This is a genomic window from Martinezella sp. CNPSo 3890 (assembly GCF_057784455.1).
In genome coordinates, this window is record NZ_JBXSOR010000002.1 from 236,568 (window position 1) to 250,747 (window position 14,180).

Consider the following 14,180-nt stretch of genomic DNA (forward strand, 5'->3'; position numbering starts at 1 on the left):
GAGATGACGCAGGCCGGTTGCACGAGGAGCCGGCCTGCGAGGGCAATCGAAAAAGCCGTCAGTTGGCCTTGGCGCCGATTTCCCTGTCCCATCGGGCAAGCAGCGCCTTACGGATCGTGGGATCGCCGTATTTCTTGAAGTCGTAGTCGATCAGCTTTATCTCCTCGAATTTCGGGGCCTCCTTCGGCACCTCGGCCGACTTGTTGGAGGGAAGCTGGTAGGACTTGGCATCCTTCATATGCGATTGTGCCTCGGCGCTGAGTGCCCAGTCGTACCACTTCTTGGCGTTGTCGAGATTTCTGGCGCCTTTGATGATCGACATGGAGCCGATCTCGTAACCCGTGCCCTCGCACGGTGCCACCGCCTTGATGGGAAAGCCTTCGACGGTCTGTGCAACCGCGTCATGCATGAAAACGATGCCGATCGTCGATTCCCCACGCGCTGCCGCTTTCACCGGGGCGGAGCCCGACTTGGTATATTGCGAGACATTGGCATTGAGCTTCGAAAGATAATCGAAGGCCTTGTCCTCGCCCATGATCTGCACGAGTGTCGCCAAAGTATTGTAGGACGTTCCCGACGAGTTCGGATTGGCAATCTGGATCTCGCCCTTAAAGGAGGGGTCAAGAAGGTCGGCCCAGCATTTAGGCTCCTTCAAGCCCTTCTTCCTCAAGATATCCGTGTTATAGCCCCAGCCAAGCGCTCCCGCATAAACGCCGACTGTGCGGAAATTGGCGCTTTCGGCCTGCTTCTTCGCCCAATCCTGAAGCTGGTCGAAAAGCGGTGATTTATATTCCAGCGTCAGGCCCTCGGCCGCGGCTTGCAAATGCGGGTCACCGGTTCCCGCCCACCAGATATCCGTCTTCGGATTGCGCGCCTCGGCGCGGATCTTGGCGTAGGTTTCGCCGGCCGAAAGCCGAACCATATTGACCTTGATGTCGCTTTGCTTCTCGAAGAGCCCCTTCATCAGGTCGCAAACTTCGGGATCCGCCGAGCAGATCACGTTCAAATCGCCCGCGGCATGCGCCGACCAGGCAATAAGCGAAATTCCCGCGGCAAGGGCTGTCGCGGCCATGTTGACCAATCGCATGATGTCCTCCTACTTTACGGCGCCTCCACGCCGAGCGCTTTTTGCAAGCGCGTGCAAATGCTGCATTGGTTATCTCACACTGTCAACTACCGCTGTCATAAAAGTTTCACAAAACCACCGAGATCACCATATTGCACGCGATTGCAAACTATGATGGAGTTTGGATGGAAGAGGAGAGGCGGTGTGTCGCAACGAGATTTTGTCAGTGCCGAGGAAGTTGCGCGGCGGGCGGGTGTTTCGCGCTCGGCGGTTTCTCGCGCATTCACGCCAGGGGCGAGCGTTTCGGAGGCCACCCGCCAAAAGGTTCTGCGGGCGGCGGAGGAGCTTGGATATCAGGTCAATCATCTCGCCCGCGGGCTGATGCGCAATGAAAGCGGCATCGTCTGTCTGATTGTCTCGGAGGTGGCGACACCTTATCGGTCTGCATTGCTGCGCGAGCTGACACAGCAGCTGCAGATCGTCGGCAAGGTCGCCATGCTCGTCAATACCGACCGCTCCGACGGCAGCGTCGATCGCGCGCTTCAGCAGGCGATCCGATATAGGGCGGATGCATCGATCATTCTCTCAGGCCTGCCCGACAAGTCGATCACCCAGCTCTGCCTGAGAAACGGCCAGCGCCTCGTTCTGATCAACAGAGACGACGATCAACCGGGACCCTTGCGGATCAATCTCGACGATCGCGAGGCGGCAGGGCGCGTTGTGACCGCTTTCGTTCGCGCCGGCTGCACCAGGCTGGCGTTCGCAAACTCGGAAGCCGGCACGCCGAGTTTGATGGCGCGTGAGGCCGGTTTCATCGCGGCGGCGAAGGCCCATGGACTGGATGTGATCGTCGAACGATATGGCTGGACCGGATACGAGGCTGGCAAGGTCGTCGCGCAGCGGCTGCTGACCCTAAGCGAACGACCGGACGCGGTGTTTTGTGCAACCGATCTGCTGGCCTGCGGCCTCATGGACGCGGCACGGCACCAGTTTTCGCTTTCGATCCCGGATCAGCTCTGCGTCGTCGGCTTCGACGATATTGAGCAGGCCTCATGGTCGTCCTATGATTTGACGACCTTTGCTCAGCCCGTCGTGGCAATCGCACGACACGCTGTGACATGGCTGGGCGAGAGCCCGTCATCGGACAGGCTCGAGGGCCATTCCGTAACATTGCACGCCGAATTGGCGTGGCGAGGCTCGGTTAGAGGAGGATAGGGCGCTGGATAGGCTGATAAGTTGAATGATATGACATCAAAAAAAGACAGCGGCAAGCCAACATTCCCCAAATCAAAGCACCTGCTGCAACAGCTGGCACGCACGCCGGAACGGCTGTTTTCCAGTGCGTTTCGAAACCAATATGGCGCGCTTTGTTTTCGCTACAAGGAGGGCGGTGACGAGATCGAAGTTCTGGTGATTACCTCGCGTGAAAGCGGGCGCTGGATCGTGCCGAAAGGCTGGCCCATGAAAGGCAAGGAGCCTCACGAGGCAGCCGCCATCGAAGCATGGGAGGAAGCTGGTGTCCGCGGCAAGGTGAGAAGAGCGCCGATCGGCCGATACACCTATCTGAAAGAACTTGACGACGGAAAAGTCGTGCCATGCGTCGTTGACCTGTTTCAAGTGGAAGTGAAAGAAATCCGGAATGAGTTCAAGGAGCGAGGCCAGCGGCGGATCGATTGGGTCAGCCTCGACGAGGCGGCTAGACGCGTACGTGAAATTGAGCTCAAATCTCTGCTCATCAACTTTAGGCCTCAGCGAAAATAAACGTTGGAAATCAGAAACTTCAGAACCACAGGTCCTGGCCAACACCTGATCACATAGACTTCGGACTGTTCTCGCCCGCAATCAACCTGAACGATTTCTAATGTTCAGGTTCGCGGAGGCCGGAAGGTTCGTTGACCGGGCTCCAGTTTGAGGGCACCGAAGGCGGAGCTTGGCCAACATCGCACGGTGACGGAGCGCACCATTGAACGGGCGCCTCCTTTGATCAAACCGGTGTCTGATCTCCCAAAGAAGGTGAGAGCCGCCATAGAGATGCGTTTGCGGGAGCCACCTTGGACAAGGGCCCTGGTAAGGTGCAGGCGCTTGACGATTACGCGAGCAACGAGGTTCGTGCCGCATGTCGGGCCGATGATGGGAAGGGGCTGGACCGCGATCGCCCCAGAGATTCTCAACAAGCACTCCAGCAGCCCGTCGTTTTTCGATGCCAAGGGGATGCGATGTCATTTGCCTGCATATCAGGAAGCATATTCCTTGCCTCATGCGCCTGGTCGTAGCCCATAGCCAATCTCTGCCCCCTCCTTTCTAGAGACAGGCGGAACCATCCAGCAAATGTGCTGTCGTCGACACGACGGACTGTCCAGACATCGCGCTCGGTTCTCTCAGTCTCCGGAGGTGAACCCAAGCTCCATTCGCGCGCAGGTCACAAAGGATCTTACTGGATCGAGGCGGCACTACGTATCGAATTCTCGCCGAGGATTTTAACCAAGGTCGCGCGTGCGCGTGACACGCGGCTTTTAATCGTCCCGATCTCGCACCCGGAAAGTCTCGCCGCATCGTCATATGACAAACCATCGACAATCATAAGAAGTGCGTCTCGTTGATATGTGGGAAGGCGAGCTAAGGCAGAACGGACGTCGGCCGTATAAATGCAGAGCTGCTGGCGGCCTGCTACTGGAATTTCGAAAAGTCCATCATCACTATTACGAAGCTGGACCCGTTTTTGGCGCTTGTATTCGGTCATGTAGGTGTTTCGCATAATGGTGAATGCCCAGCTCCTGAGCTTGGTTCCCGGAGTGAAGCTATCGAGATGGGCAAGCATTTTGCCGACAGTCTCCTGCGTGAGGTCGTCGACATCGGTCTCGCTAAAAACGAACCGTCGGGCAAAGTTGCGCAAGGCTGGCAGCAGGGCGACAACTTCGTCCTGCAATGTAGAACATGCGGTTATGAGCATTTGATTTATCCTCCTGGATAAATCTGCAATGCTTACTCGCCTAGCTTGTTCCCCTTTCATATTTTCCGTACGCAAGCAGACAAAACTATGTTCGGATAATTACAGAGAGCTTGTCCTTTCCGATCACGACCCAGCATGTTTTCCCATCTAGGTTTGATATCAGTGCAGTGTTCACAAAAGACATCGCATCATCGTATTTGCAGCTAGAAAGACGATAGGAATCGCCGCAGCATCGCCTTGTTCTTGGTGGTCAATCAGCATTATTCGCTGACTTGAAGATATGGCGAATCTGCTTCGCGAGTTGTCTTCACAAGATATATTCGATTGTGACTTTGGTCTTGTTTCGATCGCAATGGCGGGCTTTATAATTGTCAATTCATCTACGAATGATCCGAAAGCGAAATGAGACGATCGGTAATGTAGGCGCTAATCCGCTTAGCGGATATGCCTCGAAGCAGACCCAACGGCTGTCGCAAGGAGCGGTCTTGCCGCGATCATCATGAGGCTGAGAGGTAGCCGTCGAAGGACGCGCCCTGTTATGAAGGCCGCCAGTGATGCTGCGGATAACTTCAGCCATGGATAAGCTCCAAGTTGGTCATGCGCAGAGGCATCAACCAATCGGATTCCACTCCAGGCGACATTCCTTGCCCGATATTTAATCGTCAGCAGTCGAATTCGCACGATTGCAATTTCGGTTCGTAGCTCCAGCAATCGCAGCTGGAGCTTCTCGCGAGGGCCGATCTCTGCCTGGTGATGGGTTTCGAGTTTAGCTGTATCCTCGAGGCTGTCATTCTGATTCATCTGGTACTCTCCCTTGTGGCAAATAAGACTCTGCTACCGCAACAGTCCTTGCCCAACGTCGACGAACACCGGAGTGCCGGTGATAGGATCGAGCAAATCCCTAATCAGCTTGGCGACATTGATGGCACTTACTTCTTCCAGCCAGACCCATTCACCTGAGGCACCTCAGTTATTGCGCGTCATCCTCAATCCACCGGTATCTCGGCGGCGTTATGGATGATCGAATTGGTTAGCGTGTCATGCCACACGCAAACCCTATCACCGCGGCCGCAACTATTGTCGCGATCGGTCGCTCGCGAATCCTATGCTTGAACTCGCTTAGCAGACCGGCGCCATCTGGCAAAGGGACGGAAGCGTCACGCGCAGTTGGCGCCGGATCAGTTCGACTCGCTTGGCGCGCTGCTCGGTAAAGCGCACGAACCTCGGTTTTTGCGGCACCTTTGTCACCGGCTCCGTCGCCTGTCGTTACGTGCCCGTCTGAAGTGATAGGAAGTCTGTCTTCAAATGCATCAACATGATGCCGCGCCCTGCCTCTTTCGGAGGCTTCTGAGGAGGCATGCTTCGGTAAGACTGCTGTATGGGTCGCAGAAACAGGATCGGACGCCGGGAATGTGTCCTCAAGGCCCCTTTCGAGTTCGTTTTGCGTTGCTTGCTGCTGCTGCTCCTCGCGTTCGTTCGAGAGGGATTGAACTGCAGGAGAATCGTTCCGTTTGGGCATCTCAGGCTCCGTTCGTGGCGATCGACTTGTTTGACCGTAATGAACCTTGTTCATTAGGTACGTGTTAACTTACCGTTTTACTTCAGAGACCCGGCCGCGGGTTGTAACGACCAGGTCTTCTTCTTCGTCACGCTGCCGGCCGCCGAGGGCCGAAGCTGCGGAGGCGATGAAAGCGCCCACCAGGAGCGAAAGAGAACCGACCAGTGCGGTCGTCGCGCCCGCCTTCCTAGCCTTGTCAGCCGCTTCTTTCGCAGCTGACTTCGCGTCATCGATCTGTTTAAGCACGGTATCGACGCGGTTGCGCGCATCGGCCTCAGAAAGGCCAGCACGCGCGGAGATAATTGCTGCCATATAGGACTTATCGCTATCGGGAATTTCTCCACTGGCCGCCCCTTGCAGGAGGATGCGTGAGATTTCTGCCGCTGCTGCGCGATCATCGGATTGGGCACGGTCTGAAACCTTTGCGGGCCGAAGCAGGGCGTCGGTAAAGTAAGCTGTCGCGTCCGTCTTCGTCGCTGGTGCAGCAGAGGCACTAACATCCGCCGCGGTCTGCGCGACCTTACCCGCGGCATCGACTGACGCGCCCGCCAGCGATGTTAGCGAAGACGCTAGAAATCCAGCCACGAACACTGTTGCCAGCGCCCAACTTAGAAATCCATGCGCCGTGTCACGGAAAAAGACCTCATCGGAGTGTATCTCCACCCATTTCGTACGCAGCCTGCCAGTGATGTAACCGCCGATCGCGGATGATAGCCATTGAACCACTATCAGCCAGATCGCGGCGGTTATACCAACCGTCGCCGCTGAGCTGGTTTGGCTGGACCACGGTGAAACCATCGTCAAGCCGACCCCGGATCCGAGGAGAAGAAGGATAAGAGCAATGCCGGTCGCTGCGAGCGCGCCACCGATGATCGGGCCCCAGACGATGGCCGGCTTGGACGACTCGACTGGGACGGTTCCCGCGGGTACTTCTTCGACAGAGGACATCCGCACCTCCTATCGCGTGAAGAGAACGAGAAGAATGACGATTGGCAGCGGGATGCCGAGAAGCCAGAGCAGAATACCTCGACCCATGTTGAATATCCTCCAAACGTGAAACTCACGCCTATTGCAACGGCGGTCGACATTGTTTGTTCCAGATGATCACTCACCCGTTTAATGGATTTTCTCCGGGATCGATGCAGTTTCCCGTCACGACATAAGGCGCTCCGGGAACCGCGACGCCGGATGGGAGTTAACGGCCCATGAACCAGATAGTCGCCAAAGTCGAAGCCGCTGCCGCGGCTGCCGAAGCAAAGCTCCATTCCGGACTGATCTACATTGGCAATCTCGAAGACGGCATCACCCGAAAGCCCGGAAGGAACGGATTCGTCTATTACCTTCCAAACGGAATAAGGATTAGGGATCGAGATGAGATCGCTCGCCTGAATGCCTTGGCCATTCCTCCCGCCTATACGGATGTTGTGATCTCAACCAATCCGTTGTCTCATCTTCAGGCTGTCGGTTTCGATGCCCGGGGCCGCAAACAATATCGCTATCATCCGGAATGGCAGTCCGAGCGTGCCCGCGCGAAGTTCGATCGTCTCGCCGATTTCGGCGATACCCTTCCCGAAATTCGCCAGCGCGTCGACGTCGATCTGCGCTCGCGCGGCTTGACGATGGAAAAGGCTTTGGCCACGGTGATCTGGATACTCGATAACCTCTATATTCGCATCGGCAACACCGCCTATGCCGAAGAGAACCAGTCCTATGGAGTGACGACGTTGAAGAGCCGTCATGTCCGGGTGGAGGGCGGGACGGTCAAATTCCGCTTCAAGGGAAAATCAGGTAAAGAATGGAATCTGGTTCATAGCGACCGGCGTATCGCCAATGTCGTGCGACGTTTGCAGGAACTGCCAGGTCAGCAACTTTTTCAGTATGTCTGCGATGACGGTGGTTGTCGCCAGATTTCGTCGCAAGATGTCAATACGTATATCAGGGAAACCATGGGAAGTGATTTCACCTCGCGCCAATTCAGGACGTGGGGCGCGACCTGTTTGGCAGTCTCGGCGCTGGCTCCTCTCAAGGTCGAATCGTCGGAAAGCGCGATCACGCGGCAGCTTAATCAGGTGGTCGATGCTGTCGCAGCAATGCTCGTCAATACGCGCGCGGTTTGTAAGACATCCTATATTCATCCCGCGGTCTTCGAGGATTTCCGGAATGAGCGCCTCGGTGATGTGCTTAAGATTCAAACACGCAGTGAGCGGCTTTTAAATTGGATGGACATGGAGGAGATCCGCGTATTGCGGTGGCTTCAAAGACGGGCGGCGAGGGATGTCAGCCTTTAAAAGGGAGTCCGCATCCTCTTGGATGAGGTGATCGGCGGACTGAGCATGGGAGGCGAGAATTGTTTGACGGTATGGCAGTCGAGACCGTGAATGTCGGACCTGGCAGTTTACGGGTTCGGTATGGAGGCAATGGGCCGCCCCTGCTTCTGCTGCACGGGCATCCGCGAACGCACATGACGTGGGGCCAGGTGGCGGACTTGCTGTCGCCGCATTTCACCGTCGTCTGTCCCGATCTCCGAGGGTTCGGGAAATCCTTTCAACCACCTGACACAGACGATAGCCGGCACTCGGCAAAGCGGGCAAAGGCGCTCGATTGCGTCAGCTTGATGCAGCTATTGGGCCATCGCAGCTTTGCCGTCGCGGGCCATGATCGTGGAAGCTACGTCGCTTTCAGGCTCGCCATGGATTATCCCGAGATCATCACGAAACTCGTCGTGATCGACAGTATCCCCATTATCGAACATCTCGAACGGATGGATTGGCGGTTCGCGCGCGATTGGTATCACTGGTTCTTCTTTGCTCAACCAGACAAACCGGAACAGGCGATCAATGCCGATCCAAGAGGCTGGTACAAGGCGATCACACCTGAGTTCATGGGGGAGGAAGCCTATCAGGATCTCATGGCGGCGATCCATGATCCGGCCGTCGTTCATGGAATGATCGAAGATTATAGGGCTGGCTTGACAGTCGATCGCGAAGACGAATGGCAGGATCGCAAAGCCGAAAAAAAAATTGCATGCCCGTTGCTTTGCTTATGGTCGACACGTGACGATCTCGAGTATTTCTTCGGCGATCCGAGAAAAATTTGGCGATCGTGGGCGACCAATGTCTCGGGTCATGGCATCGAGAGCGGACACCATGTAGCGGAGGAGAACCCCATGCATCTTGCACGCGCGCTGCTGCACTTCCTCAAGGCGTCCTGACATAGGATTTTCCGCCCGGTCCTTATCTATTGTTGCGGCATTTCTTTCGTTAGCTCGTCAAAAGACGGCTTCCGCCCTTTTGCGGCCATCAGCAGGTCAAGTTCGATCGAGGATGGACCGAAGCGGATGAAGAGATCTTCGGCGCTGCGGTCGTCGAGGTCATACTTTTTCTGAAAATCGGTGAGCGTATATGCTGAGCCTCTTAACGGTCGACGTCGCTCGAAGCGCCGTTGCTTTTCCATATGCGCGGTCTCCTTAGTTGCGTTGTAGATCAAATCGATCTGGATGCAGAAGGTTCCCGCGCGGAGAAGATATTGCGAGGAGCAAGCAGGAATTGATCGTGCCGCCCTTCCAAGCTTTTGAAATTGGATTGCTTTCGCGCGGGCTGCGTGTCCGGGAACAAATGATCAATAAGCACGGTTTGTTCGCACCGCGACCGACAAGATGCGCGGTCCGGTTCTGCAGGAGGCAGTCATGAGCGGCTATCAGATGGACGACAAAAGCTCTGTCGTCGAATCTTCAAAACCACGTCTGTTGGAAATCCTGGGACCAGGCCTGGTCACCGGCGCCTCGGACGACGACCCAAGCGGGATCGCGACTTACTCACAGGCCGGAGCGCAGTTCGGCTACCTCGCGAGTTGGACGCTGGTGTTCACCTATCCGCTGATGGTGACGGTGCAGATGATCAGTGCCCGCATTGGCCGAACGACGGGCCGAGGTTTGGCGGGCAGCATGGTGAAATGTTATCCGCGCTGGGTGGGCGTCAGTGTCACCGTTCCGCTCCTGATTGCCAATGTCATCAATCTCGGCGCCGATCTCGGCGCGATGGGGGATGCGGCACATTTGCTGTTGAATGGCAATTCGCTCATTTACGTCGCGGCTTTTGGCGTGATCTGCATCCTTCTGCAGGTCCTCCTGAAGTACAAGCGTTACGTCGCCGTCCTGAAATGGTTGAGCCTGGCGCTCTTGTCATACATTGCGACCCTCTTTGTGGTGCGTGTCGACTGGTTGGCCTTTAGCCGCGGTCTCCTGCTCCCAACCATCAAGGCGGATCCGAATTACTGGTCAATGATCGTCGCGATCTTCGGAACCACCATCAGCCCCTATCTCTTCTTCTGGCAAGCATCTCAAGAAGCCGAGGACCTCAAGGAGAAGCCTCGTGAAGAACCTCTCGTCAAGCATCCGGCGGAGGCGGAGAAGGCAAATACACGGATCACACTGGATACGCTCGTTGGCATGGCCGCTTCCAATATCGTCGCACTCGCGATCATCACGACGACCGCCGCGACCCTTAACACAGCAGGCTCAACGAATATCGAAAGCTCCGTCGACGCGGCGAAAGCGATCGAACCACTGGCCGGACCGTTTGCCAAGATCATCTTTGCAACAGGCATTATGGGGACCGGTCTTTTGGCAGTGCCCGTTCTTGCAGGTTCAGCTGCGTATGCGATTGGCGAGGCGGCTCGTTGGAAAGTCGGCCTATCTCGCGACCCCAGCGAGGCCAAGGCTTTCTACACGACCGTCGGTCTGGCGACTATCGTTGGCATGCTTTTGAACTTCACCCCCATCCCGCCGATGAAGGCCTTGTTCTGGAGTGCGGTGATCAACGGCGTGGTCGCCGTTCCCGTCATGGTGATCCTCATGCTGATCGCTTCCAATCGCGATGTCATGAAACAGTTCGTCATCGGCAGGGCCCTGCGTGCTGTCGGCTGGGCGGCGTGTCTAGCGATGTTCGTTGCCGTGATAGGAATGGCGGCAACTGCGTTTTTTTGATCGCTGCTGGGAACCAACATGTCCAAAGCCTGTTTGAAGCCGCGAGACCAATGAAGGTCTCGCAATCAAACAAGAGGAGAAACATCATGGCTTCCCAAGGTGGGTCCCACGAACAGCACGTCAAAGCCGGCCAGCAGAGCCACAAGAACGCCGACAAGGATACCAACACGAAGCACGCTTCGTCTCGTAACGAGCAGTCGGGCGGCACCCGTGGCGGTAGCCACGAACAGCATGTGAAGGCTGGCCAGCAAAGCCACAAGAATTCCTGATAGAGCTCGCTAGGGAGGTCCGCATGGCGGACTTCCTTTCAATCCTTATTCGATGGAGGACATCCATGGCATCCGAAAAGACACTCAACGACCTCTTTCTGGAAACGCTGAAAGACATCTATTACGCGGAAAAGCAAATCCTCAAGGCCCTGCCGAAGATGGCACGCGCAGCGCAAGCGCAGGAAGGCAAGGACGGCTTTCTCCACCATCGCGATGAGACCCAAGGTCACGTCGAACGCCTGGAACAGGTATTCGAGCTCCTTGGAAAGCCAGCGCGCGGCAAGACCTGCGAAGCGATCCAGGGCATCATCGCGGAAGCTGACGAAATCATCGAAGAGTTCAAGGGAACTCCGGCACTCGATGCAGGTCTGATCTCCTCGGCGCAGGCCGTCGAGCATTACGAGATCGCCCGCTATGGCACTTTGATCGAATGGGCCAAGCAGCTCGGCCTGAAGGATGCGGTACCTCTTCTCCAGCAGACGCTCGCGGAAGAAAAGGCGACGGATCAGAAGTTGACGAAGCTGGCGGAAACAGCGGCCAATGCAAAAGCCAAAAAGGCGGCATAGGACTACAGCCGGCACTTCTTCTTCGGTGCGTTGCCCCTGGCAGCGCACCGCCTGAGGTCGAACATGACGAACTTTTATTTCGCAACGAAAGATCGCGAGACAGTGCTTGATGATGACGAGGGCCAAGATCTCCCGGATCTCATATCAGCCGTTGATGAGGCGAAGCGAATACTGGCGGAGATGGCGTTGGATGGTATCCCGAACAAGAACGGCGAATGCCTTGCTGTCGAAGTCGCCAGGAGTGACAAGATTCCGGTAGTGCGGCTCACTCTGACAATGGAGATCACGTACCTGGCTCTTAAGGATGAGGGAACCTGACTATATCCGGGCGAGCCGCTGGTCGCCAGTTGTTGCAATCAGATTATTTCAGCCCTGCCGTGCATGGCGAGGAGCAATCGCGCCGCTCTTTGCCTGAAATCCATCTCCCACTGAATTGCGGGAACAATGGGCCCTTCGCGTGGTTCGCATCGGCAGTAACGAAAGGTTTGAACATGAACAAGCTTATCAGCATCACATTTGTCGCGATGGCTTTTGCGACGGGATCGTTCGCGCAAAGTGAGAAACCAACCACATCGCAGACAACGCCCGCCGTCAACACTGACCGCAATCCCGGGGCTCCGATCGCCGGCAAAAACAGCTTCAGTCAGAAGCAGGCGAAATCGCGCTTCGAAAACGCCGGATACAGGAATATTCGTGATCTGAAGCTCGATAGCCAGGGCGTCTGGCGTGCAAGCGCCGACAAGGATGGCAGACCAGTCGGCATCTCCCTGGATTTCCAGGGTAACGTGACAATGGCGAAATAATCCACAACAAAGGGAGAAGCATCCAATGCAGACCGTTACTGGACTTTATGACAGCTATGATAATGCCCGCACGGCCGTAAAGACCCTTGAGGATGCCGGTGTCGCGTCTGACGAGATCAGCATCATCACGAACAAGGCCGATGGCGTCGATGTCGAAGGGCAAGGCAGCTATGGCGCGGAAGGCGCCGGCACCGGTGCTGGCATCGGAGCCGTTGCAGGTGGAGCCGGGGGCCTGCTCGCCGGTCTCGGCATGATCGCCATTCCCGGAGTGGGACCGGTCGTTGCAGCCGGTTGGCTTGCTGCGACGGCCGCCGGTGCAATAGCGGGCGCTGTGGCCGGTGGAGCGGTGGGGGGGATTATTGGCGCGATGATCACGGAAGGCATTCCCGAAGAGGATGCGCATTTCTATGCAGAGGGTATTCGTCGCGGCGGATCGCTGGTCGCTGCTCATGTCGAAGACAGTCGCGTAGCGCAGGCTCAATCGATTCTTGCCGCGTCTCGTCCGGTCGACATTGCACAACGGCGCGCGAGCTATGTGGAGCAAGGATGGACCGGCTTTGACGAATCGGCACCTCCTTACACGTCGGAACAGATCCTGGCCGAGCGCGAGCGCAATCGCGCGCACCGCCTCTAGAGCAATTACAGGAAAAGTGTGTAGCGGTCTTTCGCCCGCAATTGCGTGAAAACAAAAAGATAGGGCGGTTCAGGGATTCCGCGAAAAGCTGAACCGCTCTAGGAAGCTGATCAACGGGCGGTTCAAGCCTCTTCCGGCGGTCTCGTTCGGGGAAGAACATCGGCTGGAATTCGCAGTGTAATCTTCAATCCCGCCGGATCCCAATCACGACTGATTGCACCTTGGAGGGATGCAATCGTCGCGCGCTCGAGCTGGGAGCCGAAGCCGCCCGGCCCCTCGGGTTGGTTGACCGATGGACCACCTATTTCAGTCCAGGTCAAAACAAAATCCGGATCGTACCGCACTTCGATCTCAATACGGCCCGCCGGCGCGGAGAGCGCGCCGTATTTCACTGCATTCGTTGAGAATTCGTGGAGCAGAAGCGCGAGCGATGTCAGCGTCGTTCCGCAGACTGGCACATCCTGGCCGCGAATGGAGGCCCGTTCGATGTCGGCGCCTTGGTGGGCGGCGAAAAGGGCTTTAACGAGTGTAAATAGCGACGTCTCGCGAAACTGAACGGCGGTGAGGCCGATGTCTGGCAGCGTCAGTTCATAGGCGATCGCCAAGGTATTTACCCTTGCACGGATGTCGCTCGTTAGTTCCTTGACGGTTGTTGCCGTGCGCTCGCTTACTCCAATGACCGCACTCATGATGGCGAAGATATTCTTGATGCGGTGGCTCATTTCCCGCAGCAACAGCATCTGGCGTTGGGCCGCATGCTTGCGTTCGGAAATGTCGCGCGCGATTTTTGATGCACCGACAATGGCGCCGCTGCTGTCGCGAACGGGCGAAACCGTCAGGGAGATGTCGAGCGGACTTCCATCCTTGTGGCGACGGACGGTCTCATAGTGCTCTATTCGCTTTCCCTCGCGGATGCTGGCGAGAATCGTGTCTTCTTCATGCCGGCGATCTTCCGGGATGATGATGGTGATATGCTGTCCGACCGCCTCTTCTGCGCTGAAGCCGAAAAGCCGTTCGGCGCCGCTGTTCCAACTGGTAATGAAGCCATCAAGGGATTTGCTGACGATCGCGTCATCCGAACTTTCGACGATGGCTGCAAGCAGAGCTTGAGCTGAGGGAGTATCGCCGCCGCCCCGTGGAGTCGCAACAGCGGAGGGTATCGATATGGATATTCTTGGTGCTCTATAAGGGGTATCTGTTGACGGCGTGGACCGATCAATCTTCCCAGGCATCTCCACCTCCCATTTTTCGGCAGAAAAGGTCACATGCCGTTGCCGATGCTCCTGTGGCGCCTATGTAGAAGTCATGCCAGCGAGATTTTATCTCGCAGATGATATTTGTGCTCCGCAT

At 56.5% G+C, this 14,180-nt stretch carries 16 protein-coding genes; 10 read left to right on the forward strand and 6 right to left on the reverse strand.

The annotated features are described in order from the left end of the window. Positions 1–58: 58 nt before the first annotated feature. The gene (locus AC13RC_RS07275) at positions 59–1,087 is read right to left on the reverse strand and encodes an ABC transporter substrate-binding protein (RefSeq protein ID WP_113353103.1); all 1,029 of its coding nucleotides are present in this window, start codon (positions 1,085–1,087) and stop codon (positions 59–61) included. A gap of 153 nt (positions 1,088–1,240) precedes the next feature. On the opposite strand from AC13RC_RS07275, the gene AC13RC_RS07280 reads away from it, so the two are divergent. Together AC13RC_RS07280 and AC13RC_RS07285 are read left to right on the forward strand one after the other, a co-directional pair. Further along, the gene (locus tag AC13RC_RS07280) at positions 1,241–2,281 is read left to right on the forward strand and encodes a LacI family DNA-binding transcriptional regulator (protein WP_488557040.1); all 1,041 of its coding nucleotides are present in this window, start codon (positions 1,241–1,243) and stop codon (positions 2,279–2,281) included. A 30-nt stretch (positions 2,282–2,311) separates the two neighbouring features. Beyond that, positions 2,312–2,827, forward strand: a complete 516-nt coding sequence (locus tag AC13RC_RS07285) for an NUDIX hydrolase (RefSeq protein ID WP_113353105.1) — start codon at positions 2,312–2,314, stop codon at positions 2,825–2,827. 670 nt (positions 2,828–3,497) lie between these two features. Here the strand turns inward: AC13RC_RS07285 and AC13RC_RS07290 are convergent. The 3 genes from AC13RC_RS07290 to AC13RC_RS07300 all read right to left on the reverse strand — a co-directional run bounded on the left by AC13RC_RS07290 (position 3,498) and on the right by AC13RC_RS07300 (position 6,522). Next, positions 3,498–4,016, reverse strand: coding sequence for a sigma-70 family RNA polymerase sigma factor (locus AC13RC_RS07290; protein WP_113353107.1), 519 nt, complete (start codon positions 4,014–4,016; stop codon positions 3,498–3,500). Between the two features lie 435 nt (positions 4,017–4,451). Then, positions 4,452–4,817, reverse strand: coding sequence for a hypothetical protein (locus tag AC13RC_RS07295; protein ID WP_145323086.1), 366 nt, complete (start codon positions 4,815–4,817; stop codon positions 4,452–4,454). Positions 4,818–5,604: 787 nt separating this feature from the next. Then, positions 5,605–6,522, reverse strand: a complete 918-nt coding sequence (locus tag AC13RC_RS07300) for a hypothetical protein (protein ID WP_113353109.1) — start codon at positions 6,520–6,522, stop codon at positions 5,605–5,607. A 257-nt stretch (positions 6,523–6,779) separates the two neighbouring features. On the opposite strand from AC13RC_RS07300, the gene AC13RC_RS07305 reads away from it, so the two are divergent. Together AC13RC_RS07305 and AC13RC_RS07310 are read left to right on the forward strand one after the other, a co-directional pair. Continuing rightward, positions 6,780–7,862: a DNA topoisomerase IB gene (locus tag AC13RC_RS07305; protein ID WP_113353110.1), complete on the forward strand. Its 1,083-nt coding sequence runs from the start codon at positions 6,780–6,782 to the stop codon at positions 7,860–7,862. Positions 7,863–7,921: 59 nt separating this feature from the next. After that, entirely contained in the window at positions 7,922–8,785 is an 864-nt protein-coding gene (locus AC13RC_RS07310) for an alpha/beta fold hydrolase (RefSeq protein ID WP_488556834.1), read from the forward strand. A 26-nt stretch (positions 8,786–8,811) separates the two neighbouring features. Here AC13RC_RS07310 and AC13RC_RS07315 read toward each other — a convergent pair whose 3' ends face one another. Further along, positions 8,812–9,027 (reverse strand): hypothetical protein, encoded by a 216-nt coding sequence (locus AC13RC_RS07315; RefSeq protein WP_069614249.1) that lies wholly within the window; start codon positions 9,025–9,027, stop codon positions 8,812–8,814. A 232-nt stretch (positions 9,028–9,259) separates the two neighbouring features. On the opposite strand from AC13RC_RS07315, the gene AC13RC_RS07320 reads away from it, so the two are divergent. From AC13RC_RS07320 to AC13RC_RS07345, 6 genes are all read left to right on the forward strand, one after another. After that, positions 9,260–10,558: an NRAMP family divalent metal transporter gene (locus tag AC13RC_RS07320; RefSeq protein WP_488556835.1), complete on the forward strand. Its 1,299-nt coding sequence runs from the start codon at positions 9,260–9,262 to the stop codon at positions 10,556–10,558. An 86-nt stretch (positions 10,559–10,644) separates the two neighbouring features. Next, a complete protein-coding gene (locus tag AC13RC_RS07325; RefSeq protein ID WP_113353112.1) occupies positions 10,645–10,827 on the forward strand; it encodes a hypothetical protein in 183 nt (60 codons plus the stop codon). 65 nt (positions 10,828–10,892) lie between these two features. Continuing rightward, positions 10,893–11,393: a YciE/YciF ferroxidase family protein gene (locus AC13RC_RS07330; protein ID WP_113388654.1), complete on the forward strand. Its 501-nt coding sequence runs from the start codon at positions 10,893–10,895 to the stop codon at positions 11,391–11,393. Positions 11,394–11,456: 63 nt separating this feature from the next. Then, positions 11,457–11,711, forward strand: coding sequence for a DUF6894 family protein (locus AC13RC_RS07335; RefSeq protein WP_113353114.1), 255 nt, complete (start codon positions 11,457–11,459; stop codon positions 11,709–11,711). Positions 11,712–11,884: 173 nt separating this feature from the next. Further along, on the forward strand, positions 11,885–12,196 hold the full coding sequence (locus tag AC13RC_RS07340; protein WP_145634599.1) for a PepSY domain-containing protein: 312 nt from the start codon (positions 11,885–11,887) through the stop codon (positions 12,194–12,196). Positions 12,197–12,221: 25 nt separating this feature from the next. Further along, the gene (locus AC13RC_RS07345; protein ID WP_145323080.1) at positions 12,222–12,830 is read left to right on the forward strand and encodes a general stress protein; all 609 of its coding nucleotides are present in this window, start codon (positions 12,222–12,224) and stop codon (positions 12,828–12,830) included. Between the two features lie 122 nt (positions 12,831–12,952). On the opposite strand, the gene AC13RC_RS07350 is transcribed toward AC13RC_RS07345, so the two are convergent. Beyond that, a complete protein-coding gene (locus tag AC13RC_RS07350) occupies positions 12,953–14,062 on the reverse strand; it encodes a PAS domain S-box protein (RefSeq protein WP_113388686.1) in 1,110 nt (369 codons plus the stop codon). Positions 14,063–14,180 lie beyond the last annotated feature (118 nt).

Bases quoted from the DNA above. Each gene is read 5' to 3' on its own strand.
- AC13RC_RS07300 (WP_113353109.1), bottom strand. From the start codon at position 6,522: ATGTCCTCTGTCGAAGAAGTACCCGCGGGAACCGTCCCAGTCGAGTCG.
- AC13RC_RS07340 (WP_145634599.1), top strand. From the start codon at position 11,885: ATGAACAAGCTTATCAGCATCACATTTGTCGCGATGGCTTTTGCGACG.
- AC13RC_RS07290 (WP_113353107.1), bottom strand. From the start codon at position 4,016: ATGCTCATAACCGCATGTTCTACATTGCAGGACGAAGTTGTCGCCCTG.
- AC13RC_RS07345 (WP_145323080.1), top strand. From the start codon at position 12,222: ATGCAGACCGTTACTGGACTTTATGACAGCTATGATAATGCCCGCACG.
- AC13RC_RS07320 (WP_488556835.1), top strand. From the start codon at position 9,260: ATGAGCGGCTATCAGATGGACGACAAAAGCTCTGTCGTCGAATCTTCA.
- AC13RC_RS07295 (WP_145323086.1), bottom strand. From the start codon at position 4,817: ATGAATCAGAATGACAGCCTCGAGGATACAGCTAAACTCGAAACCCAT.
- AC13RC_RS07305 (WP_113353110.1), top strand. From the start codon at position 6,780: ATGAACCAGATAGTCGCCAAAGTCGAAGCCGCTGCCGCGGCTGCCGAA.
- AC13RC_RS07335 (WP_113353114.1), top strand. From the start codon at position 11,457: ATGACGAACTTTTATTTCGCAACGAAAGATCGCGAGACAGTGCTTGAT.
- AC13RC_RS07350 (WP_113388686.1), bottom strand. From the start codon at position 14,062: ATGCCTGGGAAGATTGATCGGTCCACGCCGTCAACAGATACCCCTTAT.
- AC13RC_RS07330 (WP_113388654.1), top strand. From the start codon at position 10,893: ATGGCATCCGAAAAGACACTCAACGACCTCTTTCTGGAAACGCTGAAA.
- AC13RC_RS07325 (WP_113353112.1), top strand. From the start codon at position 10,645: ATGGCTTCCCAAGGTGGGTCCCACGAACAGCACGTCAAAGCCGGCCAG.
- AC13RC_RS07280 (WP_488557040.1), top strand. From the start codon at position 1,241: ATGGAGTTTGGATGGAAGAGGAGAGGCGGTGTGTCGCAACGAGATTTT.
- AC13RC_RS07315 (WP_069614249.1), bottom strand. From the start codon at position 9,027: ATGGAAAAGCAACGGCGCTTCGAGCGACGTCGACCGTTAAGAGGCTCA.
- AC13RC_RS07275 (WP_113353103.1), bottom strand. From the start codon at position 1,087: ATGCGATTGGTCAACATGGCCGCGACAGCCCTTGCCGCGGGAATTTCG.
- AC13RC_RS07285 (WP_113353105.1), top strand. From the start codon at position 2,312: ATGACATCAAAAAAAGACAGCGGCAAGCCAACATTCCCCAAATCAAAG.